Origin of the sequence: Tepidibacter aestuarii, assembly GCF_934924865.1 — a bacterium.
Taxonomy (GTDB): domain Bacteria; phylum Bacillota; class Clostridia; order Peptostreptococcales; family Peptostreptococcaceae; genus Tepidibacter_A; species Tepidibacter_A aestuarii.
This window is the reverse complement of sequence record NZ_OW235315.1, coordinates 2,562,609-2,587,939: the sequence shown is the minus strand read 5'-3', so window position 1 is coordinate 2,587,939 and position 25,331 is coordinate 2,562,609. Positions and strand designations below refer to the sequence as shown.

Genomic DNA, 25,331 nt, shown 5'->3' with positions numbered 1-25,331 from the left:
AAGACAAAGGGGTATTAAAAGGTATTAAAAAAATAAAAATTAAAAATTTGATTTGGGGGTATATTTATATGTCAGTTATGGAAAGTATTTTAGAACAAGTTAAAAAAAGAAATCCTGGTGAAGTAGAATTCCACCAAGCAGTAGAAGAAGTTTTACATTCTTTAGAGCCTGTTATAGAAAAACACCCTGAGTTTGTAGAAGCTGGTCTTTTAGAAAGATTCGTAGAACCAGAAAGACAAATTATGTTTAGAGTACCTTGGTTAGATGATAATGGAAAGACTCAAGTTAACAGAGGTTTCAGAGTACAATTTAACAGTGCGATAGGACCTTACAAGGGGGGATTAAGATTCCATCCATCTGTTTACCTTGGAATTATAAAGTTCTTAGGATTTGAACAAATACTTAAAAACTCATTAACTGGACTTCCGATAGGAGGAGGAAAAGGTGGATCAGATTTCAATCCTAAGGGAAAATCTGATAATGAAATAATGAGATTCTGTCAAAGCTTTATGACTGAGTTATACAGACATATAGGACATGATTTAGATGTTCCAGCTGGAGATATAGGTGTTGGAGGAAGAGAAATAGGATACTTATTTGGACAATATAAGAGAGTAAAGAATGCTTATGAAGGTGGAGTTCTTACTGGTAAAGGACTTACATATGGTGGATCGCTTGCAAGAACACAAGCTACAGGATTTGGTCTTGTTTACTTTACACAAGAAATGTTAAAAGAGCATGGACAAAGCTTTGAAGGTAAAACAGTAGTAATTTCTGGTTCTGGAAATGTTGCTATATACGCTTGTGAAAAGGCTCAATCTTTAGGAGCTAAAGTAGTTGGTATGTGTGACTCTACAGGATATGTATATGATAAAGATGGAATAAAACTTGATACAGTTAAGAGAATAAAAGAAGTTGAAAGAAAGAGAATTAGTGAGTATGTAAAGGATCATCCAGAAGCTGAATATCATGATGGACAAAAAGGTATTTGGACTATTAAATGTGATGTAGCTCTTCCTTGTGCAACTCAGAATGATATAGATGTTAAAGAAGCTCAGCAATTAATTGATAATGGAGTAATAGCTATGGGAGAAGGAGCTAATATGCCTTGTACAAATGAAGCTGTTAACCTATTCTTAGATAAGAAAGTATTAGTTGCTCCAGCTAAGGCTGCTAACGCTGGTGGAGTTGCAACTTCGGCTCTTGAAATGTCTCAAAATAGTATGAGACTTCACTGGACATTTGAAGAAGTTGATAGTAAGCTTCACGGTATAATGGTAAACATATTCAAAGCATCTAAAGACGCTGCTAAAGAATATGGAATGGAAGGAAATTATGTGGCTGGAGCTAATATAGCTGGTTTCTTAAAAGTTGCTGATGCTATGATGGCTCAAGGTATAGTTTAATACATATAAAAAATACTGGAGATATTTCTCCAGTATTTTTTTATTTAAATAGCTATGCTGTATGTGGTTTTGGTATTTGAGGTATATCCTTTTGTTTATCGTAAAAACCATTTACTATATTTAAAGCTTCATTAAATACACTATCAAAGTCTTTAAATAGAATATCCTGATTTGTATTAGATATAAATCCGCATTTTTTTAATACTTTAAGTGGTTGATACTGAATATCTAGTATTAAAAGTTTTATTCCGTTTTCATCACATAAATCTTGAGTTGATTCTAGAGCATTGTATGCAGTGGCATCCATTGCGTATACGTTACTCATTTTTAATATTAATACCTTAGGAAGATTATTCATATTTTTCATAGTTTTTATAAACTTATCTGTAGCACCGAAGAAGAATGCTCCATTGATCTCATATATGTAAATATCTTTAGGAATTTGAACCTTATATTCGAATTCACTGTCATCTACTTGTTCATAAGTATAAGATACTGGTTTGATATCCGTAACATCTGCCATTCTCTTCATAAATAAGAAAGAAGAAAGTACAATTCCAACACATATAGCTATTACAAGATCGAAAAATACAGTTAATAAAAATACTGTTAAAAACACTAAAGAATCACTCTTTGGAAACTTATGTATTCTTTTGAAAGCATCCCATTCTCCCATGTTATACGAAACAACTATTAGAACAGCTGAAAGTGATGCCATTGGAATTAGCTTTATATAAGGCATTAAAATTATCATGAATAATATTAAAGTAATTGAATGAACTATACCTGATATTGGTGTTCTACCGCCATTTTTTATATTAGCTGCAGTTCTTGCAATGGCACCTGTTGCTGGAATTCCACCGAATAATGCAGAACCTATATTAGCTATTCCTTGTGCTACTAACTCCATATTAGAACGATGATTTCCTCCAATCATTCCATCTGCTACTACTGCTGATAATAAAGATTCTATGCCTGCAAGTATAGCTATTGTTATAGCTGATGGAATAAGAGTTATTATCATATTTATATCAAATGTTGGAATATGAATACTAGGAAGAGTAGAAGATATATTACTAAACTTACTTCCTATTGTATCTATATTCAAATTAAAATACATTGTCACAAATGTAGAAGCTATTATAGCTATAAGTGTAGGTGGAACTTTTTTATTTATTTTAGGCAAGCCTACTATCAAGAGAATAGACAATACGCCTATTAACAAGCTTTGGATATTAAAAGAACTTAAATTTTGGAAATATACTATCCATTTATGCATAAACTCTGATGGAACATCGATATTAAGACCTAAAAAATCCTTTATCTGTGTTGAAAAAATAGTTACAGCTATACCGCTTGTAAAGCCTGTTGTTATAGGATAAGGTATGTACTTTATCATATTACCACACTTAAAAATACCCATTAGAATAAGAAAGAACCCTGCCATAAACGTAGCAATAGTTAGTCCTTCTATTCCATGCTTTTGTATAATACCGTATACGATTACAACGAAAGCTCCTGTTGGACCTCCGATTTGAACTTTACTTCCTCCCAGTAAAGAAATTAAAAACCCTGCTATAATTGCAGTATAAAGACCTTTTTCTGGTGATACGCCAGATGCAATAGCTAAAGCTATTGAAAGCGGTAGAGCTATAATTGCTACTATTAATCCTGATATAAGATCTTTCATGAATTGTTCCTTGTTGTATGATTTGAAACAAGTAAATAGTTTTGGAACTAACATAAACACCATCCCTTTGACGTTGAAATATTGTCATATATTATATACAACATATAATCATACACCTAAGACAAGGATATGTCTATGATAATTATAGATAAAAAGTAAATCAAGAATTGATTGAAAATTGAAATTATAAAAAAGATAAAATAAAACAGTCTATGAAAATATTAATTCTATTTTCATAGACTGTTTTGAGAAACTTAACTTATTTATCTAAATTATCTATAGCATTTTGAGAAAAGTCAGTAGTTACTATCTTATCGTACGGAGCTCTTTTATCAAGTTCACCAGCTAAATCTATTATATCCATTAAGTGATTTAAACTATCTTCTTTTAAAATAGTGGTTTCTGACCAAGTGTCTTGGGATTTATATCTTTCAACAACTACAGTTAAATCTTCTATATCAGTATCTGGAAACTCAGATGATATAGAACGAGCTATTTCCTCTGAAGAGTGAGTTTTTACCCATTGTTGACTCTTATATATAGCATTTGTGAATTTTTGTATTATGTCTGGATTCTTTTCCATATAAGATTTTTTTGCACTATAGCATGTATATGGAAGATAACCAGATTCTTTACCTATAGATGCTACTATATATCCTTTACCTTCTTTTTCTAAAGAAGAAGCTACTGGTTCAAACAATGTTACGTAATCTCCTGTTCCGCTTGTAAATGCTCCGGCCATTACACCAAATTGTATATCTGTTCTTACATTAACATCTTTTTCTAAGTCTAATTTATTCTTTTTTAGAACGTATTCAAGTGTCATTTCTGGGACTCCGCCTTTTCTTCCGCCTAATATGCTTTTTCCTTTTAATTTATCAAACGTAAAGTTGTCATCTTTTTCTCTACCAATTAAAAAACTACCATCTCTTTGAGTTAGTTGAGCGAAGTTTATTGCGTAATCTTCTTTCCCTTGGTTGTAGACATAAATAGAAGCCTCCGGACCCATAAGACCTATATCAGCTTCGTTTGAAAGAAGAGCGGCCATAGTTTTATCAGCGCCTTTTGTGTTTATTATAGAAACATCCAGACCTTCTTCTTCAAAAAATCCTTCTGTAAGAGCTACATACTGAGGAGCATAAAACGTTGAATGAGTAACTTCAGCAAGTGTTATTTTGGTTAAATTATTATTTGAACAACCTACAGTAACTAGCATTAATATCATTAGCGAGGATAATACTAGTGCTAAATTTTTACGTATATTCATAAAATATCACCCCTTAATATAAGATTGGTTGTATTTTTAATATATTCACTATAAAAATAATGGTTACAAAATTCGTCTACTCGCTAACGCAGTGACTCATGTCGCCAACGATCCCTACGGGCTCTGTTGCTCAAAAACAGTTGCAGGTGTAGATTTTTTCCAAAGGTATCCATAAAACGAAAATATTATAATTCTTAATGGTAAAAAATGTCTATTTATTATAACGAAAAGGGATGAATATACATAGTATAATACGAAGGGGTGAGTGTATGTATAATTATTATATGTATAACTATTATATGAATTATTGCTATAATGAGGCTAGAAAATCATATCCTGAAATATACCATAGAGTATATCCTTATGTATATGAGTATTGTGAAGAATATGATTTAGAAGAAAATCCAGATATGAATCCATTTCCAAGTCAAAAGAAAATAAAAAAGATTGTAGATAATATATATGAAAAATGCACTAAAAGCTGTCTATTTAGAGACGAAGATGAAGAAGAAGAGTTTATGAGGAATAGAAGAGACAGATTTGGAAGAGATATAATAACTATATTATTACTTAGAGAACTTTTGGATAGAAGAAGACCTCAAAGAAGGAGAAGAAGAAGAAGAAGAAGAAGATTTGATTATTACGGTTATTAAAAAACTTGGCGATCATACGCCAAGTTTTTTTTTATACTGAGAATATTGAGGTATAATGTAGTTAAGGGGGTGAACGATATGAAACTTGGAATGAGAAACATAAAAACTGCAATAGCAGTATCTTTATCAGTTGCCATTTCTCGTTTTTTAAATATGGAGTATCCTTTTTATGCAGCAATAGCAGCTATTATATCAATGCAAACAACTGTAGGAGAATCGTTTAAAGTAGGTAGAAATAGAATGCTGGGAACTATTGTTGGAGCTACACTGGGAGTTATATTTTATATTATAAGCCCTGAAAATATAATAAGTATAGGAATTGGAATAGCGATTGTTATATATATATGCAATCTTCTTGGATGGAACAAATCAATAAGTATAGCTGGTATTGTATTTTGTGTAATTATGACTAATTTGGATGGAAGGGATCCTATTTTTTATGGATTAAATAGGATATTTGATACATTTATAGGAATTATAATAGCTGTTTTAGTTAATTACTTTATAAAACCTATAAATGACTATAGAAATATAGAGGACGAGCTTATTAAAATTAAGGGTAACTTAAATAAGTTGCTAGAAGATAAGGTAGTTAAGGATATAAATATAGATTTAAAAGAGCTGGAGGTTAATATAACTAAATGTGAAAAAAATATAGATGGTATTAATATAAACTCTAACAATGAAGATACTATTAAGGAATTTAAATCTGTATTAAGAAATTATGAGAATGCTTGTATGCATATTAAAATTATAAAAAATATGGATCAAAATTATAACTTAAATAATGTAAATTATATACAGATTATGAATATGTATGGTAAATTTGATAGAATTAAGTATATAAAAAATAGAGAAAAAGACACTGTATATAATTATCATTTGAGAGAAACAATCAAAAACATTGACGGATACGATACAGATGTAATATATTTTAATGGTGGGATTGAAATAAATAATTAAAGGAGTGATAATTATGAAAAAGTTAGCAGGTGTTGTAGTTCTGGGATTGGGGATGATCTTTTTTACTGGATGTGCTAAAGAATCAAATATAGAGAATACATACAAAAACGGTGTTTATGAAGCAAATGGAGATAAATGGGAATATGGAAGTGAACAGGCCATTGTAACTATTGAGGATGATAAAATAAAAAATATAGACTTAAAAAGATTAGATGCAAGTGGTGAAGAAGTCGACTATGATATGTGGACAGGTCAAGAAGTAGAAGGAAAGGTATTTCCAAATTTAAAAGAATATAGAATTAGCATGAAGGATGAAATGATTGAAAAACAAACGTATGATGTTGATTCTATAGCAGGAGCCACAGTTACTACTGATAATTGGAAAATTGCGGTTCAAAGAGCTTTAGAAGAGGCTAAAAATTAATGCGATATAAGGTATACCTTATATCGCATTAATTTCATTAAATCCAAGTCTAGGCAAATAACCATCTTGACCTGTAGTAAAGAATCTAACTCTATCGTATAAGAGTGTTTCTCCAAATACATTTTTTTCATCTGTAGGGCTTGGAATTGACCAATTCAAAGACATGAACTGGCTTCCAGCGGGAATTGTAGATGAATTTGATTTTAAATTTGGTTCATTGTATATTCTGTTCTCTGATGTTGTAACATGCATTCTTTTTGAATATTTATTTGCAATATCTATTCTAAGTAATGCCCACTTAGCTGCATTTGATACTAACTCGTTTTCATAATTTATTAATTTTATAAGCTCATCTATTACAGTTTTGTTATTAGAACCTATTCTACCAAGGCTTACTATTGAATAGTATTTAACTATATCACAAGGGTTATTTAAAAGTTCAATTAAGTAAGGTATAGACTGTCTTCCTAAAGCTTCCCATGCAAAAGAACCGTTATAATATATATCATAAACTTGATCTGGTGATAATTCATCACATTTACTATTTCCTGTATCTTCCCATAATTTACTCAATTCATCTGGGCTTTGAAGATAATCTCCTATAAGTATTTCATAGCCTGTAGGTATCATGTTTGGATTTATTTTATTCATATAAGTTAGGTTATTAACTGTAGTGTTAAATTCTTTTGATAAACACAGAAAAGTATCTCTAAATTGAACTATATAATAAGGTGGTTGACCTTGTGATTTTGGAAGTTCTACACCTGGCTCAGGGATTATGAGCGGGGTATTAACTGTTATGTAATTTGGGTCACAAATTACATTAGCCTTAATTATAGATTGTTGAGATACATTAAATCTATTTGCTATTCTTTGAAGTGTATCGCCTCTTCTTACATAATAAAGCATGTTTTTATCTCCTTTCCAAATTCCATCTAATCTATATTATTCAAATTTAAAAGTTGTGGTTCCACAAATAACATAATTTTCAATAAATTTTTAATTTTAAAGTGATGCAATTTCAATAAGTTTGAATAAATATCTGTTTGAATGATATAATAATGATGTTGACAAAATTTCAAAAAAATATATAATATACTAAAATGATTAAATAGAATATAAATAAAAGCAGTGAAAAAGAGGAGTACGAAAGTTTCACCATTAGAGAGGAAAATCCTTGGCTGAAAGATTTTCTAGGAATGAGCTTTTGGAAGGTAGCTTTGGAGCTTCTGGGTCGAAATAATAGTAGACTTAGCCGGCAAATTGTCGTTAACAAGAAAGAGAGTCAGATTTATTCTGAAAATAAGGTGGTACCGCGAGCTTTTCGTCCTTTTAAGGACGAAGGGCTTTTTTTTTATACTAAGGAGATTATATAACTTTAAATACAGGAGGATTTAATATGGAAATCAAAAATTTACCTAAAAATTATGACCCTAAAGAGTTTGAAGAAAGACTTTACAGTCAGTGGTTAGAAAAAGGATATTTCAAAGGAGAAGTTGATGAGTCTAAAGAATCTTATTCTATAATGCTACCTCCACCTAATATAACAGGACAACTACATATGGGGCATGCACTTGATCATACTCTTCAAGATATACTTGTTAGATGGAAGAGAATGGATGGATATGCTACCTTATGGCAACCTGGAACTGACCATGCAAGTATTGCAACGGAGGTTAAGGTTGTTGAAAAGATAAAAAAAGATGAAGGTAAGAGTAAGTATGAGCTAGGAAGAGAAGGGTTCTTAGAAAGAGCTTGGGAATGGAGAAATATATACGGAAGAAGAATAGTTGAGCAAATGCAAAAGCTTGGAGATTCTTGCGATTGGGAAAAAGAAAGATTTACTATGGATGAGGGATGTAACAAAGCTGTTACAGAATTTTTCGTAAGATTATATAATGATGGACATATATATAGAGGAAATAGAATAATAAACTGGTGTCCTGATTGTAAAACATCTTTATCAGACGCAGAAGTTGAGCATGAAGAGCATGGAGGACATTTCTATCATGTTAAATACCAAGTTAAAGATTCTGATAAGTTCTTAGAAATAGCAACTACAAGACCAGAAACTATACTTGGAGATACTGCTGTTGCTGTTAATCCAGATGATGAGAGATACAAGGATTTAATAGGAAAAAGTCTGATATTACCTCTAGTGGGAAGAGAAATTCCTATAATTGCAGATGATTATGTTGAAATGGAATTTGGGACGGGAGCTGTTAAGATAACTCCAGCACATGATCCTAATGACTTTGAAATTGGAGAAAGACATAATCTTGAAAAAATAATAGTTATGAATGAAGATGGAACTATGAACTCTAAAGCTGATAAATATGAAGGTATGGACAGATATGAGTGTAGAAAAGTTCTTGTTGAAGATTTAGACAAAGAAGGTTATTTAGTTCACATAAAAGATCATACTCATAATGTAGGACATTGTTATAGATGTAATACAATAATTGAGCCTATGGTATCAAAGCAATGGTTTGTTAAGATGGACGAGCTTGCAGGACCTGCAATAGATGCTGTTAAGAGTGGGCAGATAAAACTTGTTCCAGAAAGATTCAATAAAATTTATTATCACTGGTTAGAGAATATAAGAGATTGGTGTATATCAAGACAATTATGGTGGGGACACAGAATACCAGCTTATTATTGTCAAGATTGTGAAGAGGCTATTGTTTCAAAAGAAGCACCTGATAAGTGTCCTAAATGTAATTCTACTAACTTAAAACAAGATGAAGATGTACTAGATACTTGGTTCTCATCAGCTTTATGGCCTTTCTCTACACTTGGATGGCCTAACAAGACTAAGGAACTGGATTTCTTCTATAAGACAGATGTACTAGTTACAGGATATGATATTATATTCTTCTGGGTTATAAGAATGGTGTTCTCAGGACTTTATTGTATGGATGAAATTCCATTTAAGCATGTTTTAATACATGGACTTGTTAGAGATTCAGAAGGAAGAAAGATGAGTAAATCTTTAGGAAATGGAATAGATCCTCTTGAAGTAATAAAGGAGTATGGTGCTGATGCATTAAGATTTACTCTTGCTACTGGAAATACTCCTGGAAACGATATGAGATTCTATATGGAGAGAGTAGAATCTGCTAGAAACTTTGCTAATAAGCTTTGGAATGCATCAAGATTTGTATTTATGAACTTAAGTGAAGATTTAATTGAAGGTTTAAATAGAGAAGATGTTCAAGGTGACTTAACTCTTGCAGATAAATGGGTTATATCGAGAGTTAATGAATTATCTAAAGATGTAACTGAGAATATGGAAAAATTCGAGCTTGGAATGGCTATTCAAAAGGTTTATGATTTTACATGGTCAGAGTACTGTGACTGGTATATAGAAATGGTTAAACCTAGACTTTATGGAGATGATTTAGCTGCTAAAAAATCTGCTTTATATACTTTAACGTATGTACTTGAAAATGTATTAAAGCTTCTTCATCCATATATGCCATTTATAACTGAAGAAATATATCAATATTTACCAACTGTAGATGGAAGTATTGTTCTAGCTTCTTGGCCTAAATACAAGGAAGAAGATAGTATGAAGGAAGAAGAAGAAAAAATGAGCTTAATAATGGAAGCAATAAGAAATGTAAGAAATATAAGAGCTGAAATGAATGTTATTCCTTCTAAAAAAGCTAAACTTATGATAGTTGCATCTGAAGAAAAAATAGCTACTATTGAGGAAGGAAAAGAATACTTTAAGACTTTAGCATCTGCATCTGAAGTTGAAATATTAAAGGATAAGGTTGGAATCCCTGAAGATGCAATGTCAACAGTGATAGAAGGAGCTCAAATTTATATACCTCTTGATGAATTAGTTGATTTTGAAAAAGAAATAGAAAGACTTCAAAAAGAAAAATCAAAAATTGAAGGAGAATTAAAAAGAGTATCTGGTAAATTATCTAATCAAGGGTTCTTAGCTAAAGCACCAGAATCTTTAGTAGAAGAAGAAAAAGCTAAGAAAGATAAATATGAAGAAATGATGAAAACTGTAGTTGAAAGATTAGAAAACTTGCAGGGTAAATTAAAATAGAGTCTGTTATAAATATCCAAGTTCACTTTGAACTTGGATATTTATATTTGTACTATAATTATGTTGAAAATTGCACAAATCACTTATGATAAATGTTATACTAAAATAAAAAAAGTTGGGAATGGGGGATTTAGATGGATTATAACGAAGCACTAGAATACATACATGGTACTTATAAGTTTGGAAGGGTATTAGGTCTTGATAATATAACTGAACTTTTAAGTTTGCTTGGTAATCCTCAAGATGATTTGAATATAATTCATGTCGCAGGAACTAATGGGAAAGGATCTACTTGTTCGTTTATAAATTCTATGCTTATAAGTGGTGGCTATAAGGTTGGTTTATATACTTCACCTTATTTAGAATCTTTCACTGAGAGGATAAGAGTTAATTCTGAAAATATACAAGAAAGTGAGCTTGCAAGAGTCACTGAAATAGTGAAAACTAAGGTTGATAATATGGTTGAAAGTGGATTCAATCATCCTACTGAATTCGAGATAGTAACTGCTATAGCTTTTTATTATTATAAAGAGCAAAATGTAGATTTTGTTGTTCTAGAGGTTGGAATGGGAGGCAGATTTGATGCTACAAATGTTGTGAAAAAACCTCTCATAAATGTCATAACTCCTATAAGTATAGATCATACTGACTATTTAGGTGATACTTTAGCAAAAATCGCTTATGAAAAGGGTGGAATAATAAAAGATGATTGCGAAGTTGTTATGTATCCTCAAAATAAAGAATCTGAAGTTGTTATACAGAATATAGTTAAAGAAAAAAATTGTATACTTACTATGGCGAATATAGAAGATAAAGAGATAACTAAAATGGACGTTTTTGGACAAGTTTTCAATTGTAAGGTTAAAGATAGAATGTATGATAACTTAGAAATACAGTTGATGGGGAGACATCAGGTTAATAATGCTATAGTAGCTCTTAATGTTATTAGTATATTAAAAGATAAATACGATTTTGAAATAAGTGATGAAAATATATATGATGGTCTTAAAAATACTAAGTGGGCTGGTAGAATTGAAGTTTTAAGAAAAGATCCTTTATTTATAATAGATGGGGCGCACAATGAAGATGGAGCTAATTCTTTATGTAACACAATAGATGGGTATATGGGTGATAAAGACATAACTTTGGTATTGGGTATGCTTAAAGACAAGGATGTAAAAACTGTTTGTGAGATATTAATACCTAGATGTAAAGATATAATTACAACAAAGCCTAATAACCCTAGAGCGATGAAATCAAGTGAGTTAAAAGAAATAATAAATAGTGTGGGTAAAGAGTGTGCAAGTTGTGATGATATAGAAGAAGCTGTGAAATTAGCTATTAAAAAAACTGATAAGAATTCAGTTATAATATGCGCGGGATCATTATATATGATAGGAGATATTAGAAGTGTAATAAAAAAAGGTGATTTTTAATCACCTTTTTTATATATTAATCTTATTGTTTTTCTTTTCTCTTTTTATAAAGTTCTAAAGCTTTAGTGAACTGATCTGGACATGAAGTTGATTTTGATCCGCATCCTATGCCTTTTAATTTTTCAATTACATCATCTACTGTTGAACCTTCTACAAGACTTTTGATTCCGATTAAATTTCCTGGACACCCTCCCACAAACTCTACAGATTTGATTATATCGTCTTCTATTTCAAATCTTATCTCTTTAGAACAAACACCAGAAGTTTTAAAAACATACATATTATAGTCCTCCTTATTATCTAATAACCATACCCTACTATAGTATATGATATAATATAGTATATGACATAAAAAAAGTCAATGAAAATGTATCACAATACCGTAAACCATAATATATTATTATAGGATAAGTAGTTTTGTAAAATGTAAATGAAAGGAGGTATAAAGTTTGAAAATCTATGTTTCTAATTTTTGCTCAAATAATATATCTGTTATAAATGAGAAATTAGAAGTTGAGGATACGATATATTTGGATGAAAATATGTATGTTCACCATTTTTGCATTGATGATAAAGATGAAAAAATATATATTCCAAGTGGACTTGAGGGAATGCTATATGTGGTTAGCATAAAGGATAAAGCTACTATAGAGTCTATTTCTATAGGAGGAAATCTAAGTCAGGTTGCAATGTACTCTAATGAAGAGCTGTATATAGCGAATGAAGATTCTAATAGTATATATATAATAGATGTTAAAAATAATGATCCTGTAGGTCTTATATGTGTAGATAACATGCCTCATGGAATAATTATTGATGAAGAGCAAAAAAAACTATATGTTCCATGTTTGAATTCTTTACTAATAATAGATATTATAAATAAGAGTATTGTGAAAAATATAAAATTAACTTCTGCACCATGGCATTTAAAGATAAATAGAGAAGAAAATATAATATATATAGTAGCTAAAAATGGAAGTATAATATTAGTAGATAGATTTAAATTTGAAATACTCAACGTATTAAGATGTTTCAAATTTCCTGTAGAGATAAGTATTAATTATTTAAAAAAAGAGATGTATGTAACGGATTTTTGTAACAAAAGCTTAGAGGTATTAAATTATAAAACTAATGAACTTATAAAAAGTATTGCTATAGAAGGAAGACCTTTGGGCATAGGTATATCAAAGGATGAAAGTAAATTATTTGTAACGGATGTAAAAAACAACTTAATAAAGGTGTTTGAAACTAGCTCGTTAGAATTAATAAAGAATATCAATGTAGATAAAGAGCCTACTACTATAATATGTAGATAGGCTCTTTATCTAAGGTTTTTTTATCAAAACCTGTATTATATCTCCGTATAAATTAGGTGCATTTTTTTTCCAATTATCACAGATAAGTTTAGCCTGTTTTGTAGAAGCTACATTTAAATCTATATTTATAAGTGGAATTTGATTTTCTATAACTTTTAAATTCACTATAAATTCATTGTCTGATAATTTAGAATAATTACACTTAACTTGAGTTTCTTTTAAAACTTTTTCCTTGTTAGTAGATATGTACCTGTCTAAACTTTCTTTTAGATCAGACGGTATTCTAGCAATAAAATACTCAAGAGTTTGTACGCTTTTTTTAGTCAATGAATAATACTCTTTAAAGTCTTCTTTGTAGGTTTTTAAAAAACTGGATTGAATAAGCTCTGACAAAAATTGTTGAAGAGAAAAGTAGTTCATTATTTCGTTTTCCATTACAACTTGAGTAATCTGAGAATTAGTTAAATCTATTTCTATTCTTTTTAAAATATACAATAAAACTAATTTGTTAACCGCTAACTCTTCAGATGAATTTTCAAACATAATACATCATCCTCCGCAAAATATATCTACATATATATTAAACCATTTACAGAAAAAATAAAAGTATAAAAATAAAAAGGATATCCGAATTTTCGAATATCCTTTTTATTTTTATACTTTTATTTTTTTCCTGCTATTTGATTCTCTGCCATTTCAACTAACTTTTTAGTCATGTATCCGCCAACGTATCCATTTTGTCTTGCAGTTAAATTTCCTTTGTCCATGCCTTCGTAGTTAGATAAACCTAATTCATTTGCTGTCTCTAATTTCATTTGATTTAAAGCCGCTTTTGCCTCTGGAACTACTTTAGAATTTCTGCTTGCCATAGTATATTCCTCCTCTTTAATGTCTTTGAAATTTTGAGTACTAACATCTGTAAGATGTTGTAATATTAATTTAACCATTATCTAAAAAAATATGATGTTAATTTTTGGTTATTAATATTTTTTATGCATTTTTATCTTCACGTTTTTTCTTGTATCACCTTCTCTTACAGAATGAGACTCTCTTAAATAATGTCTAGGTTCAAGTTTTAAGGTTTCTCTTGATGATTCTATTATTTTTCCATTTACATTAGAGTAATGGCTTCTTATGTTAGACATCAAATCACCTCCTAAAAATAATTTTCCCATTTAAAAAATTAAATCTTCTAGTAATTTTTTGAAAAACAAAAAAATATAATTAATTATAAAGCAATAATGCTGAAGGAGGAAATTATGAGAGTATTTATTATTTCTATAAGGAAAATGTTATTAAGTATTGTATTATTTTTAGTATGTTCTACTGTACTCGTATGTTCTTGTTATGTTATTAGGGATGCTATGGCTCAAATTCCAGAGAAAAAGCTTCCTATTTATTGTGTTGATACACAAGAGAAGAAAATAGCTATAAGCTTTGATGCGGCATGGGGCGATGCTTATACAAAAAACATACTAGATACATTAGATAAATATGATGTTAAGACAACTTTTTTTCTTGTCGGGTTTTGGGTGGATAAGCATCCTGATCTAGTAAAAGAGATTTCTGACAGAGGACATGAAATTGGAAATCATTCAACTACTCATCCAAAAATGAGTCTTTTAAGCAAGGCGCAAATTAAAGAAGAGCTTGAAACTACATCTGATAAAATAGAAAAAATAATAAATAAAAGACCTGTAGTTTTTAGACCTCCTTTTGGTGATTATAACGATACTTTGATAGATACAGCTTCAGGTTTAGATTATTATACAATACAATGGGACGTGGATTCTCTTGATTGGAAAGAAATCGGAGTTGAACACGTTGTAGACAGAGTGATTAAAAATACAAAAAATGGATCTATAGTACTTTTTCACAATAATGCCAAATATGTAAGTGAATATTTACCTTTGATTTTAGATAAATTAAAATCACAAGGATATGAAATAGTTCCTGTATCAGAACTTATATATAAAGAAAACTTTAATATGGATTCTACAGGAAGGCAAAAAAAGAATGATTAAAAAATTTGTTCTTAATCCCGAAATTAAGCTCATTGAAATAGTTAACTATTTCAATGAGCTTAATTTTTAATGTAGTTATTTAGAAATTAGGTAGATTTAAGAAAAAATCGTTTTGAAGATATAAAAAGACTTTTTTATGTTATCATATATATTATTCATAAATTTGATATGAGGTGATTATGTGTTTTTAATACCAAAGAAGACATTGGTAAAAGAAGCTATGAGTAATAAATATATACAAGTTCATTATGAAGATGAGCTTTCTGTGTGTTTAGACGAAATATTGAAAAATAATGTAGATGATGTATATGTTGTGGATGAAGATGAAAAATTAATAGGGTTATTGTCATTAACAGATATATCTAAAATTAAAAAAAATGATTTAAATGACGGTAATCCAATAAAAAACTTTATGATAAAAGATGTAAAGACTATATCTAAACATGAATCCTTGCTTGATTGTAGAAATATGATGATTAAAAATAAAATAGCAAGACTTCCTGTTTTAGAGAATGGATATTTAATTGGAGTAATAAGAACTGATCAAATAAGAGACTATTTTTATATGAGAATGGAGGAAATAGGTATCACTCTTGATCATGTTATAAATAATATACATGAAGCGGTTTGTGTAATAGATAAAGATGGATATGTTGTAGTATGGAGTAAAAATTCAGAAAAGCTATACAATGTAAAGTCTGAAATTATAATAGGTAAAAAATTAGAAGACTTTTTTCCAAAAGGAATATTATTGAAGGTTTTAAAAACTAAAAAAGCTGTAGATGATGTATACCATTCTCCGCCAAGAAAAGATACAGATGTAATAGTTACTGCTCAACCTATATTTATAGATGGAGAATTTGTGGGTGCTGTATCTACTGATAGAGACATAACTGAGATTAAAAAATTGTCTAGTCAGCTTCAAAAAGCAAATGATACTTTGAAGTTTTTAGAAAACGAGGTTAAAAAATTTGCAAGTGATGATTTTGGAAATATAATTGGTAAAAGTGAAAAACTTACAAAAGCTATTCAAACTGCAAGGCAGGTAGCAAAAACTAATGCCAGTATACTAATACTTGGAGAAAGTGGTACTGGTAAAGAAGTGTTTTCAAGAGCTATACATGATTATAGTCAAAGAGAAGGGTTGTTTGTACCTGTAAACTGTAGTGCTATACCTAGTGAATTATTTGAAAGCGAGTTCTTTGGATATGAAGCAGGTGCTTTTACAGGAGCTAATAGAAAAGGAAAGATGGGTATATTTGAACTTGCTAATAATGGAACTGTATTTTTAGATGAAATAGCAGATCTTCCGATGCAAATGCAAGCCAAGCTTTTAAGAGTACTTCAAGAAAAAGAAGTGAGAAGAGTTGGCGGAGAAAAAACTATAAAGGTAAATGTAAGGGTTATATCTGCTACTAATAAAGACTTAAATAGAATGATTGAAAACGAAGAATTTAGGGAAGATTTATACTATAGGCTAAATGTAGTAGAACTTAATTTACCTCCTTTAAGAGAGAGACATGGAGATATCGTTATATTAATACATAAATTTTTAAAGGAGATATGTGATCAAAACTCTAAACCTGTGCCTGAAATAGATCCTGAAGTTATGGATATACTTAGAAATTATACGTGGAAGGGAAATATAAGGGAACTTAAAAATACAGTAGAACATTTAGTTGTACTTAGCAAGGATAATATTATAAGAGAAGAGTTAGTTCCGAAATATATACTTGAGAATCTTAATAAAACTATGGATTGTAAAACCTATCCTATGGATTTAAATCAAGCAATAGCAAAACTAGAACAGGATACAATAAAAAAAGCTTTAAATATGTCAAATGGCAATAAAGCAAAGGCTGCTAAGTACTTAAACATACCTAGAAGCACTCTATATTATAAGATGGAACAATATAAAATTAAATAAGGTGTCAAAAAATAGACACGCGTCAGAAAATAGACAGAAAAACATTTTCATGAATGAAATTTGATGTAAATGCAGACAATAAGAGATGTGTAAAGGTTAATAAGTTGTCAAATAAGAGAAAAAATAGTCGAAAAAACAGTCGGAAAACTGACACGTTGATTGCTTCGCCATATTAGTATAAAAATTTTCAAATTTTTTTAATATACAATATAAAAATTTTATATGCTAGTAAAATCAACTATTGCGAAGAAAAAATAAATAAAAAAATGTCGAAAAACAAAAAGTTGGCACGACATTTGCTTTAATAATATGGCGAGAAGAAAAAATGGCAGGAGGTGAAAATATGAATTTAACTATAAGCTTAAAACAACACGTTGGAGCGCCATGTAAACCTATTGTTAATGTAGGTGATGAAGTTAAGAAGGGACAGTTAATAGCTGAACCTAACGGACTAGGTGCTAATATACACTCAAGTGTATATGGAAAAATAGTAGAAATAACTGATATGAACATAATTATAGAGGCTGATGAAAATCAAGCAGATGAGTATGTTAAGATAAAAGACACAGAAAGTCATTTAGAGGCTGTTAAAGAGGCTGGTATAGTTGGTGCTGGTGGAGCAGGATTCCCTACACACATTAAATTAAATGTAGATTTAAAAGGTGGATATGTTATAGCAAATGCCGCTGAGTGTGAACCAGTACTTTCTCATAATGTTACAGTAATGGAGGAAAATCCAGAAATTATTGTAAAAGGTCTTAAATATGTCGTTGAAATGACTAATGCTTCTAAAGGATATATAGCTATAAAGCCAAAGTATAAAAAAGCTATTATAGCTCTTGGTAAGGCATGTAAAGATGAAGAGAAAATCGAAATCAAGTACTTACCGGATATGTATCCAGCAGGTGATGAAAGGGTTATAATAAGAGAACTACTTAATGTAGAATTAAAACCTGGACAATTACCACTAGAAGCAGGTGCTGTTGTTTGTAACACTGAAACACTGAAAAATATTGTATTAGCTATAGAGGATAGAAAACCTGTTATAACTAAGGATATTACAGTTGGTGGAAGAGTTAAAAACGCTAAAAATGGAAAGCACTTCTTGGATGTTCCAATAGGAATGCCTATTAAACACTATATACAAGAATGTGGTGGATACGAATTACCATATGGTGAGATAGTAATAGGAGGACCTTTCACAGGTCGTCACGGAGAAGAAGATTCTCCAGTTACTAAGACTTTAGGTGGTATATTAGTATCAATGCCATTCCCTAATGACAGCAGAAAAGTTGGTATAATTGCGTGTGAATGTGGTGCGCAAGAAGATAGACTTAAAGAAATAGCTGCTGGAATGGGCGCTGAAGTTGTAGCAGAAACTAAGTGTAAGAGAATGACAGAATCTAATGGAAGATATAGATGTGATTTACCTGGAATGTGTCCAGGACAAGCAGAAAAAGTTTTATACCTTAAAAAGCAAGGTGCAGAAGTAGTTATTACTGGAACATGTGAGGACTGAACTAACACAGTTATGAACGTAGCTCCTAGGTTAGGAGTGCCAGTATACCATAGTACAGACCATGTTTTAAGAGGTGCAGGACATAAAATATATAGAAGAAAAAAATAAGAGGAGGCGATTTATATGTCAATTACTCCAGAAACAGCTAAGGCTCACGCTAAAGATCCAGCAGTTTGCTGCTGTAGATTCGAAGCTGGTACTGTGATTGAAACATCAAATTTAGAGGATCCAGCAATATTTGCTGATTTAGAGGATTCAGGATTATTAGAAATATCAGCAGATTGTTTAACTATCGAAGAGGTTTTAGGTGCTAAATTAACTAAAACTGTAGATGCGTTAACTCCACTTACAGCTGATGTATTAGAAGGTGTTAACAAGGTAGAAAAAGCTGAAGAAGTTAAAGAAGAAGCTGCTGAAGAAGTAGCTCCAGTAGCAACAGTAGCTCCAGTAACTGCTGTTACTCCAGTTGCAGGTGGATCTGTTAAGATACACATAGGAGAAGGAAGAAACATAGATTTAGAAATACCTTTAAATGTAGCTGCTTCTATGGGTCTTGCACCAGCTGCTCCAGTTACTCAAGCTGCTCAAGAAGTTGTAGCTCCAGTTGCTGAAGCTAAAGAAGCTAAGGTTATGAGATCATTAACTAAAAAGCACTTCAAAATAGAAAAAGTTGAACTTGCTGATGAAACTAAAATAGAGGGAACTACTCTTTATATAAGAAAAGATATCTGCCCAGAAGCAGTAGCTAGCGAAGAGTTAGTTGTAGATATGAAGTTAGAAATAATAACTCCTGATAAGTACAACACTTACAGTGAAACTATAATGGACGTTCAACCTATAGCTTCTAAAGAAGAGGGAGAATTAGGGTCAGGTATTACTAGAGTAATAGATGGTGTTATCGTTATGGTAACAGGAACTGATGAAAACGGAGTTCAAATAGGTGAGTTCGGTTCTTCTGAAGGTGACTTAGATAAGAACATCATGTGGGGAAGACCAGGTGCTCCAGATAAAGGAGATATATTCATTAAGACTGAAGTTACAGTTAAGGCTGGAATGAATATGGAAAGACCAGGACCTCTTGCAGCTCATATGGCTACAGATGTTATAACTCAAGAAATAAGAGAAGCTTTAAAGAATGCTGATGAGTCTTTAGTTGTTGAAACTGAAGAGTTAACTCAATACAGAAGACCTGGAAAGAAAAAAGTAGTTATAGTTAAAGAAATAATGGGACAAGGTGCAATGCACGATAACTTAATATTACCAATGGAGCCAGTAGGAACATTAGGAGCTAAGCCTAACGTTGACCTTGGAAACGTTCCGGTTATGTTATCTCCACTTGAAGTATTAGATGGAGGAATCCATGCATTAACTTGTATAGGACCTGCTTCTAAAGAGAACTCAAGACATTACTATAGAGAGCCTCTAGTAATAGAAGCTATGAACGATGAAGAAATAGATTTAGCAGGTGTTATATTTGTAGGATCTCCTCAAGTTAACTCTGAGAAATTCTATGTATCTAACAGATTAGGTATGATAGTTGAAGCTATGGATGTAGACGGAGCTATAATAACTACAGAAGGATTCGGAAACAACCACATAGATTTTGCATCTCACCATGAGCAAATAGGAAAAAGAGGAGTTGCAGTAGTTGGATGTACTTTCTCTGCAGTTCAAGGAGCTCTAGTTGTTGGAAATAAATACATGAAATACATGATAGACAACAATAAGTCTAAGCAAGGTATTGAAAATGAAGTACTTTCAAACAACACATTATGTAAAGAAGATGCTGTAAGAGCGTTAGCTATGGTTAAAGCTGTTATGGCTGGAGAAGAAGTTAAGGCTCCAGAAAGAAAATGGAACAACAATGTTAAGTTAAACAATGTTGAGCTTATAGAAAAAGAAACTGGAACTAAAGTAGAACTTCTTGAGAATGAGCAATCATTAGAATTAAGTAAGAAGAGAAGAGAAATCTACGAAAAATAAGATTCCTAAAATAGGTGATATAAATGGATAGATTAAAGTATTCTTCTACAGAGAGAATGTATGAAGGTGTAATCGTTGAATTAACAGATGGTGGCGTTACTATTGACTTAAAGGGTAGACTTGGTCAATTTAAAATGCCAAAGAGAATGTTAATAAGCGATTATGAATTAAAGCTTGGCATGGAAGTTGGATTTTTATTAAGCTATCCTGAAGTATTAGGACCTGAAGTTAATGAAAAATATGCCAAGATAATAGCAGAAAATCAAAGACGTGAACAAGAAAAAAATAAATAACAGGAAAGAGAGGTAATAGATATGAGTCTTACAGTAGTAAAAGGACTTCAATCAGAAATATTTGTACCGATAACACCTCCACCAGTATGGACACCTGTAACTAAAGAATTAAAAGATATGAAAATAGCTTTAGCTACAGCTGCTGGTGTGCACTTAAAAACAGATAAGAAATTTAACTTAGCAGGAGATTTTGGATTCAGAGTAATTCCAGGAGATGCTCCAACTAGCGACATGATGGTATCACATGGTGGATATGATAATGCCGATGTTAACAAGGACATCAACTGTATGTTCCCTATAGATAGATTAAGAGAGCTTGCAGAAGCTGGATTCATCAAAGAAGTAGCTCCAGCACACTTTGGATTCATGGGCGGCGGTGGAGACCAACAAAAATTCACTGACGAAACTGGTCCAGAAATAGCTAGACAATTAAAAGAAGAAGGCGTAGACGCAGTTGTCTTAACAGCTGGCTGAGGTACTTGCCACCGCTCTGCCGTGATCGTGCAGAGAGCGATTGAGGAAATAGGTATACCTACTATAATAGTAGCAGCTCTTCCTCCAGTAGTAAGACAAAATGGTAGCCCAAGAGCAGTTGCTCCATTAGTTCCAATGGGAGCAAATGCAGGTGAGCCAAATAACGTTGAAATGCAAACTAACATATTAAAAGATACTTTAAATAAGCTTGTAGAAATACCAAGTGCAGGTAAAATAATATCTTTACCATATGAGTATGTAGCTCAAATATAATTTTATAAAACTTCCCTCTTTGAACAAAGAGGGAAGTTTTATAAAACAAAAAATACCTTCAAAAGGTGATGTATATGAATAAAGAGAAAGTTCTAAGAAGATTAGTAATAAAGGCTTTTCATATAAATGAAGTTAAATTTGGGGATAAAAACTCAATAAGTAATCGTCTGCTTACGATTGACAAAGAAATGTCAAAAAGCTTAGTGGACAATGAAGAATTGATAAAAGATATAAAAATTAACATAATAAAACCTGGACAACATGATATTTATGTAAACACTATTATGGACATCGTACCAATATCTACGAAGGTACTTGGTAAAATAGGAGAAGGTATAACTCATACTTTGACTGGAGTTTATGTTATGATAACAGGAGCTGATAGTAAAGGAAAGCAGATGCATGAATTTGGATCATCTGAAGGAATTTTAAAAGAACAGCTTGTGTTAGATAAAGCCGGTACTCCATCTAAGAATGATTACATAATTCACTTTGATGTGACTTTAAAACCAGATATTCCATATGAAAGAAAACTTCCACTATCGGCATTTAGAGCATGTGATGAATTTATACAAGGAATCAGATGTGTTTTAAAAGAATTAGATGGAAGAGATTCAGCAGAGTCACATGAATATCTAGATAAAATAAGACCTAATTCCAAAAAAGTTGTAATAGTAAAGCAAATAGCAGGTCAAGGTGCTATGTATGATAACCAACTTTTTTCAGATGAACCAAGTGGAGTTTCAGGAGGTAAATCTATTATAGACATGGGCAATGTTCCAATGATAATATCTCCTAATGAATACAGAGATGGCGCATTAAGAGCCATGACGTAAGGGGTGATATTATGGGTATAGGACCATCAACTAAAGAAACATCTCTTCATCACTTTAGAGATCCACTACTAGATATTGTAAGTGGCGATAAGGATGTAGATCTTTTAGGTGTTATGGTAGTAGGAACACCTCAAGATAATAAAGAAAAGTATTTCGTAGGACAAAGAGCAGCAGCTTGGGCTGAAGCTATGAGAGCCGATGGTGTAATCATCTCGGTTGATGGATGGGGAAACTCTCATGTAGACTATGCAAATACAATAGAAGAAATAGGAAAAAGAGGAATACCTGTAGTAGGACTTAGTTTTGTAGGAACTCAAGCAAAATTTGTAGTAACTAATAATTATATGGATACAATAGTAGATTTTAATAAATCAAAAGAAGGTATAGAGACACAAGTTGTTGGAGAAAACAATGTAGACGTCTTAGATGCCAAAAAAGCACTTGCGTTTTTAAAATTAAAAATGAGAAAAGAGGGAAAATAGTATGAAAGCTATAAGAAGTATTCACGCTGTTGATTCACACACTATGGGAGAGCCAACAAGAATAATAGTTGGTGGAGTGCCTAACATACCAGGTAAAACTATGGCTGAGAAAAAAGAATATTTAGAAAAAAATATGGATACACTAAGAACTGCAACTATGCTTGAGCCAAGAGGACACAACGATATGTTTGGTTCTATATTAACAGCTCCAGTAAATGAAGAAGCTGACTTTGGAATAATTTTTATGGATGGTGGCGGATACTTAAATATGTGTGGTCACGGATCTATAGGAGCTATAACAGTAGCTATTGAAACTGGTATGGTTGAGCCAAAAGAGCCTATTACAGAGGTTGTAATGGATACTCCTGCTGGAATAGTAAGATCTACAGCTAAGGTTGAAAATGGAAAAGTTAAAGAAGTATCTATAGTTAACGTTCCGGCTTTCCACTATAAGAAAGATGTAGAAATAGAAGTTCCTGAAATCGGAAAAATAACATTTGATATATCTTTTGGAGGAAGTTTCTTTGCTATAATACATGCTAATCAATTAGGACTTTCAGTTGAGCCTAAAAACGCTCAAAAGTTAACTGATTTAGCTCTTCAAATAAGAGATATAATAAACAGAGATGTAGAGATACAACATCCAACTTTATCTCACATAAAAACTGTTGATTTAGTTGAAATATATGATGCTCCATCTCATCCAGAAGCAACTTACAAAAATGTAGTTGTATTCGGACAAGGACAAGTAGATAGATCTCCTTGTGGAACAGGAACAAGTGCTAAAATGGCAACTCTTCACTCTAAAGGAGAGTTAAAAGAAGGAGAATTATTTGTATACGAAAGTATACTAGGAACTTTATTCAAAGGTAGAGTAGTTGGAACTGGTAAGGTTGCTGATTATAATTCTATAACTCCTGAAATAACAGCGTCAGCTTATATAACAGGATTCAATCATTTTGTAATAGACCCTGAAGATCCATTAAAGCATGGATTTGTATTAAAATAAAGAATATAAATATATTGTTATAGTAATCAATATTGATTACTATAACAATATATTAAAAAAAGACATGATTTAGGAATATACAGATGTTATTTACTTTTTATCAAACTCATGATGAAATGTAAATAAAAAAATGAGGAGGTTACAAATAATGATAAACATAGTCTTAGGTGTTTTAGGAGTTTTAACTCTTTGGTTTCTAGCAGTATTTATACCAGACTTCATGAGGAATAAAGATAACTTGGAAACGCATAATACATGGCCAAAAGTTCTTTTTATAGGATTTATAACAGATTTCTTTGATACTTTAGGAATAGGTTCATTTGCACCTACAACAGCACTACTTAAAGGTATGAAACAAACTCAAGATAGACTTTTACCAGGAACATTAAATGCTTCTCATACTGTTCCAGTTGTACTTGAAGCTTTTATATTTATAACAGTTATAAATATGGATCCTCTAACATTAACATCTATGCTTGCAGCAGCAACTATAGGAGCTTATGTTGGAGCTGGAATAGTTTCTAATCTTCCAGAGAAAAAGGTTCAAAAAACAATGGCAGTTGCTTTATTTATTACAGCTTTCTTAATGCTTGCAGGTCAATTAAACTTAATGCCAGGTGGAGGAGAAGCTGTTGGATTATCAGGAGCTAAGCTTATAATAGCAGTAGTTGGAAACTTTATACTAGGAGCATTAATGACTGCAGGAATAGGTCTTTACGCACCATGTATGGCACTTGTTTATTTATTAGGTATGTCTCCAAAAGTTGCATTCCCTATAATGATGGGTTCTTGTGCATTCTTAATGCCAGTTGCATCAGTTAAGTTCGTTAAAGAAGAAGCTATAGATAGAAGAGCTGCTATGGGTATAACTATAGGCGGAACTATAGGAGTTTTAATAGCTGCTTACCTTGTAAAATCTTTACCTATTAAAATATTAACTTGGTTAGTTATAGCTGTTATATTCTACACAGCTACTACTATGTTAAAATCAGCTTCTAAGAATAAAGAAATAACAGAGTAAATAGAGCGAAATTAAAATATAAAATGACCATTTCTTCTATAAAGAATGGTCATTTTTTTTATGCAAAAAACTAGATGAGTGTTTGAAATAAACTATATAAATTGAACTGTCAGAAAATAGACGTGCGTTGAAAAACTGACGGAAAAGGTTTTACTTAAAGGAAATACATGGTAATCAAGAGAACTAAAGGTGTTGGCGAGTTAATAAGTTATCAAATTAAACAAAACGGGTGTCAAAAAACTGACATATTTAATTAATTTGATATTATG

24 protein-coding genes and 1 other annotated feature are annotated in these 25,331 nt (G+C 31.3%); of the genes, 17 read left to right on the top strand and 7 right to left on the bottom strand.

Annotated elements, in window-relative coordinates:
• Positions 1–68 precede the first annotated feature (68 nt).
• Positions 69–1,406: an NADP-specific glutamate dehydrogenase gene (gene gdhA / locus M2214_RS12785; RefSeq protein ID WP_248479156.1), complete on the top strand. Its 1,338-nt coding sequence runs from the start codon at positions 69–71 to the stop codon at positions 1,404–1,406.
• Between the two features lie 52 nt (positions 1,407–1,458).
• Here gdhA and M2214_RS12780 read toward each other — a convergent pair whose 3' ends face one another.
• The gene (locus tag M2214_RS12780; protein ID WP_248479154.1) at positions 1,459–3,150 is read right to left on the bottom strand and encodes a SulP family inorganic anion transporter; all 1,692 of its coding nucleotides are present in this window, start codon (positions 3,148–3,150) and stop codon (positions 1,459–1,461) included.
• 205 nt (positions 3,151–3,355) lie between these two features.
• The gene (locus M2214_RS12775; protein WP_248479152.1) at positions 3,356–4,363 is read right to left on the bottom strand and encodes an ABC transporter substrate-binding protein; all 1,008 of its coding nucleotides are present in this window, start codon (positions 4,361–4,363) and stop codon (positions 3,356–3,358) included.
• A gap of 269 nt (positions 4,364–4,632) precedes the next feature.
• Here M2214_RS12775 and M2214_RS12770 point away from each other — a divergent pair, with 269 nt between their 5' ends.
• The 3 genes from M2214_RS12770 (at position 4,633) to M2214_RS12760 (ending at position 6,403) form a co-directional block, all read left to right on the top strand.
• Positions 4,633–5,016 carry a hypothetical protein gene (locus M2214_RS12770; protein ID WP_248479150.1) on the top strand — a complete coding sequence of 128 codons (384 nt, stop codon included), beginning with the start codon at positions 4,633–4,635 and terminating at the stop codon, positions 5,014–5,016.
• Positions 5,017–5,094: 78 nt separating this feature from the next.
• Complete coding sequence (locus M2214_RS12765; protein ID WP_248479148.1) at positions 5,095–5,979, top strand: FUSC family protein; 885 nt, start codon at positions 5,095–5,097, stop codon at positions 5,977–5,979.
• 13 nt (positions 5,980–5,992) lie between these two features.
• On the top strand, positions 5,993–6,403 hold the full coding sequence (locus M2214_RS12760) for an FMN-binding protein (protein ID WP_248479146.1): 411 nt from the start codon (positions 5,993–5,995) through the stop codon (positions 6,401–6,403).
• Between the two features lie 18 nt (positions 6,404–6,421).
• Here the strand turns inward: M2214_RS12760 and M2214_RS12755 are convergent, their stop codons facing one another.
• A complete protein-coding gene (locus tag M2214_RS12755) occupies positions 6,422–7,312 on the bottom strand; it encodes a LysM peptidoglycan-binding domain-containing protein (RefSeq protein WP_248479144.1) in 891 nt (296 codons plus the stop codon).
• A 213-nt stretch (positions 7,313–7,525) separates the two neighbouring features.
• Positions 7,526–7,738, top strand: a binding site (T-box leader).
• A gap of 64 nt (positions 7,739–7,802) precedes the next feature.
• On the opposite strand from M2214_RS12755, the gene M2214_RS12750 reads away from it, so the two are divergent.
• Complete coding sequence (locus M2214_RS12750) at positions 7,803–10,469, top strand: valine--tRNA ligase (protein WP_248479142.1); 2,667 nt, start codon at positions 7,803–7,805, stop codon at positions 10,467–10,469.
• A gap of 134 nt (positions 10,470–10,603) precedes the next feature.
• A complete protein-coding gene (locus M2214_RS12745) occupies positions 10,604–11,905 on the top strand; it encodes a bifunctional folylpolyglutamate synthase/dihydrofolate synthase (RefSeq protein ID WP_248479133.1) in 1,302 nt (433 codons plus the stop codon).
• 22 nt (positions 11,906–11,927) lie between these two features.
• Here the strand turns inward: M2214_RS12745 and M2214_RS12740 are convergent, their stop codons facing one another.
• On the bottom strand, positions 11,928–12,185 hold the full coding sequence (locus M2214_RS12740) for a TIGR03905 family TSCPD domain-containing protein (RefSeq protein ID WP_248479131.1): 258 nt from the start codon (positions 12,183–12,185) through the stop codon (positions 11,928–11,930).
• Positions 12,186–12,354: 169 nt separating this feature from the next.
• Here M2214_RS12740 and M2214_RS12735 point away from each other — a divergent pair, with 169 nt between their 5' ends.
• Positions 12,355–13,221 carry a YncE family protein gene (locus M2214_RS12735; protein WP_248479129.1) on the top strand — a complete coding sequence of 289 codons (867 nt, stop codon included), beginning with the start codon at positions 12,355–12,357 and terminating at the stop codon, positions 13,219–13,221.
• Positions 13,222–13,230: 9 nt separating this feature from the next.
• Here the strand turns inward: M2214_RS12735 and M2214_RS12730 are convergent, their stop codons facing one another.
• The 3 genes from M2214_RS12730 to M2214_RS12720 all read right to left on the bottom strand — a co-directional run bounded on the left by M2214_RS12730 (position 13,231) and on the right by M2214_RS12720 (position 14,366).
• Positions 13,231–13,764, bottom strand: coding sequence for a DUF4364 family protein (locus M2214_RS12730; RefSeq protein WP_248479127.1), 534 nt, complete (start codon positions 13,762–13,764; stop codon positions 13,231–13,233).
• A gap of 119 nt (positions 13,765–13,883) precedes the next feature.
• Positions 13,884–14,090, bottom strand: a complete 207-nt coding sequence (locus tag M2214_RS12725; protein ID WP_099188886.1) for an alpha/beta-type small acid-soluble spore protein — start codon at positions 14,088–14,090, stop codon at positions 13,884–13,886.
• Between the two features lie 111 nt (positions 14,091–14,201).
• Positions 14,202–14,366 (bottom strand): hypothetical protein, encoded by a 165-nt coding sequence (locus M2214_RS12720; RefSeq protein WP_248479125.1) that lies wholly within the window; start codon positions 14,364–14,366, stop codon positions 14,202–14,204.
• 114 nt (positions 14,367–14,480) lie between these two features.
• On the opposite strand from M2214_RS12720, the gene pdaB reads away from it, so the two are divergent.
• The 10 genes from pdaB to M2214_RS12670 all read left to right on the top strand — a co-directional run bounded on the left by pdaB (position 14,481) and on the right by M2214_RS12670 (position 25,062).
• A complete protein-coding gene (pdaB, locus tag M2214_RS12715; protein ID WP_248479110.1) occupies positions 14,481–15,245 on the top strand; it encodes a polysaccharide deacetylase family sporulation protein PdaB in 765 nt (254 codons plus the stop codon).
• Positions 15,246–15,426: 181 nt separating this feature from the next.
• Positions 15,427–17,172 carry a sigma-54 dependent transcriptional regulator PrdR gene (gene prdR / locus M2214_RS12710; RefSeq protein ID WP_248479093.1) on the top strand — a complete coding sequence of 582 codons (1,746 nt, stop codon included), beginning with the start codon at positions 15,427–15,429 and terminating at the stop codon, positions 17,170–17,172.
• A gap of 343 nt (positions 17,173–17,515) precedes the next feature.
• Positions 17,516–18,799: a proline reductase-associated electron transfer protein PrdC gene (prdC, locus tag M2214_RS12705; protein ID WP_248479083.1), complete on the top strand. Its 1,284-nt coding sequence runs from the start codon at positions 17,516–17,518 to the stop codon at positions 18,797–18,799.
• A 15-nt stretch (positions 18,800–18,814) separates the two neighbouring features.
• Positions 18,815–20,674, top strand: coding sequence for a D-proline reductase (dithiol) proprotein PrdA (gene prdA, locus M2214_RS12700; protein WP_248479081.1), 1,860 nt, complete (start codon positions 18,815–18,817; stop codon positions 20,672–20,674).
• Between the two features lie 23 nt (positions 20,675–20,697).
• Positions 20,698–20,967: a CBO2463/CBO2479 domain-containing protein gene (locus M2214_RS12695; RefSeq protein ID WP_248479079.1), complete on the top strand. Its 270-nt coding sequence runs from the start codon at positions 20,698–20,700 to the stop codon at positions 20,965–20,967.
• Between the two features lie 21 nt (positions 20,968–20,988).
• Positions 20,989–21,714: a D-proline reductase (dithiol) protein PrdB gene (gene prdB, locus M2214_RS12690; protein WP_248479077.1), complete on the top strand. Its 726-nt coding sequence runs from the start codon at positions 20,989–20,991 to the stop codon at positions 21,712–21,714.
• A gap of 74 nt (positions 21,715–21,788) precedes the next feature.
• A complete protein-coding gene (gene prdD, locus M2214_RS12685; protein WP_248479075.1) occupies positions 21,789–22,550 on the top strand; it encodes a proline reductase cluster protein PrdD in 762 nt (253 codons plus the stop codon).
• Between the two features lie 11 nt (positions 22,551–22,561).
• Positions 22,562–23,032, top strand: a complete 471-nt coding sequence (locus tag M2214_RS12680; RefSeq protein WP_248479054.1) for a glycine/sarcosine/betaine reductase component B subunit — start codon at positions 22,562–22,564, stop codon at positions 23,030–23,032.
• Between the two features lies 1 nt (position 23,033).
• A complete protein-coding gene (locus tag M2214_RS12675) occupies positions 23,034–24,041 on the top strand; it encodes a proline racemase (protein ID WP_248479052.1) in 1,008 nt (335 codons plus the stop codon).
• 148 nt (positions 24,042–24,189) lie between these two features.
• Positions 24,190–25,062 (top strand): sulfite exporter TauE/SafE family protein, encoded by an 873-nt coding sequence (locus M2214_RS12670; protein WP_248479050.1) that lies wholly within the window; start codon positions 24,190–24,192, stop codon positions 25,060–25,062.
• The last annotated feature ends 269 nt before the right edge of the window (positions 25,063–25,331 follow it).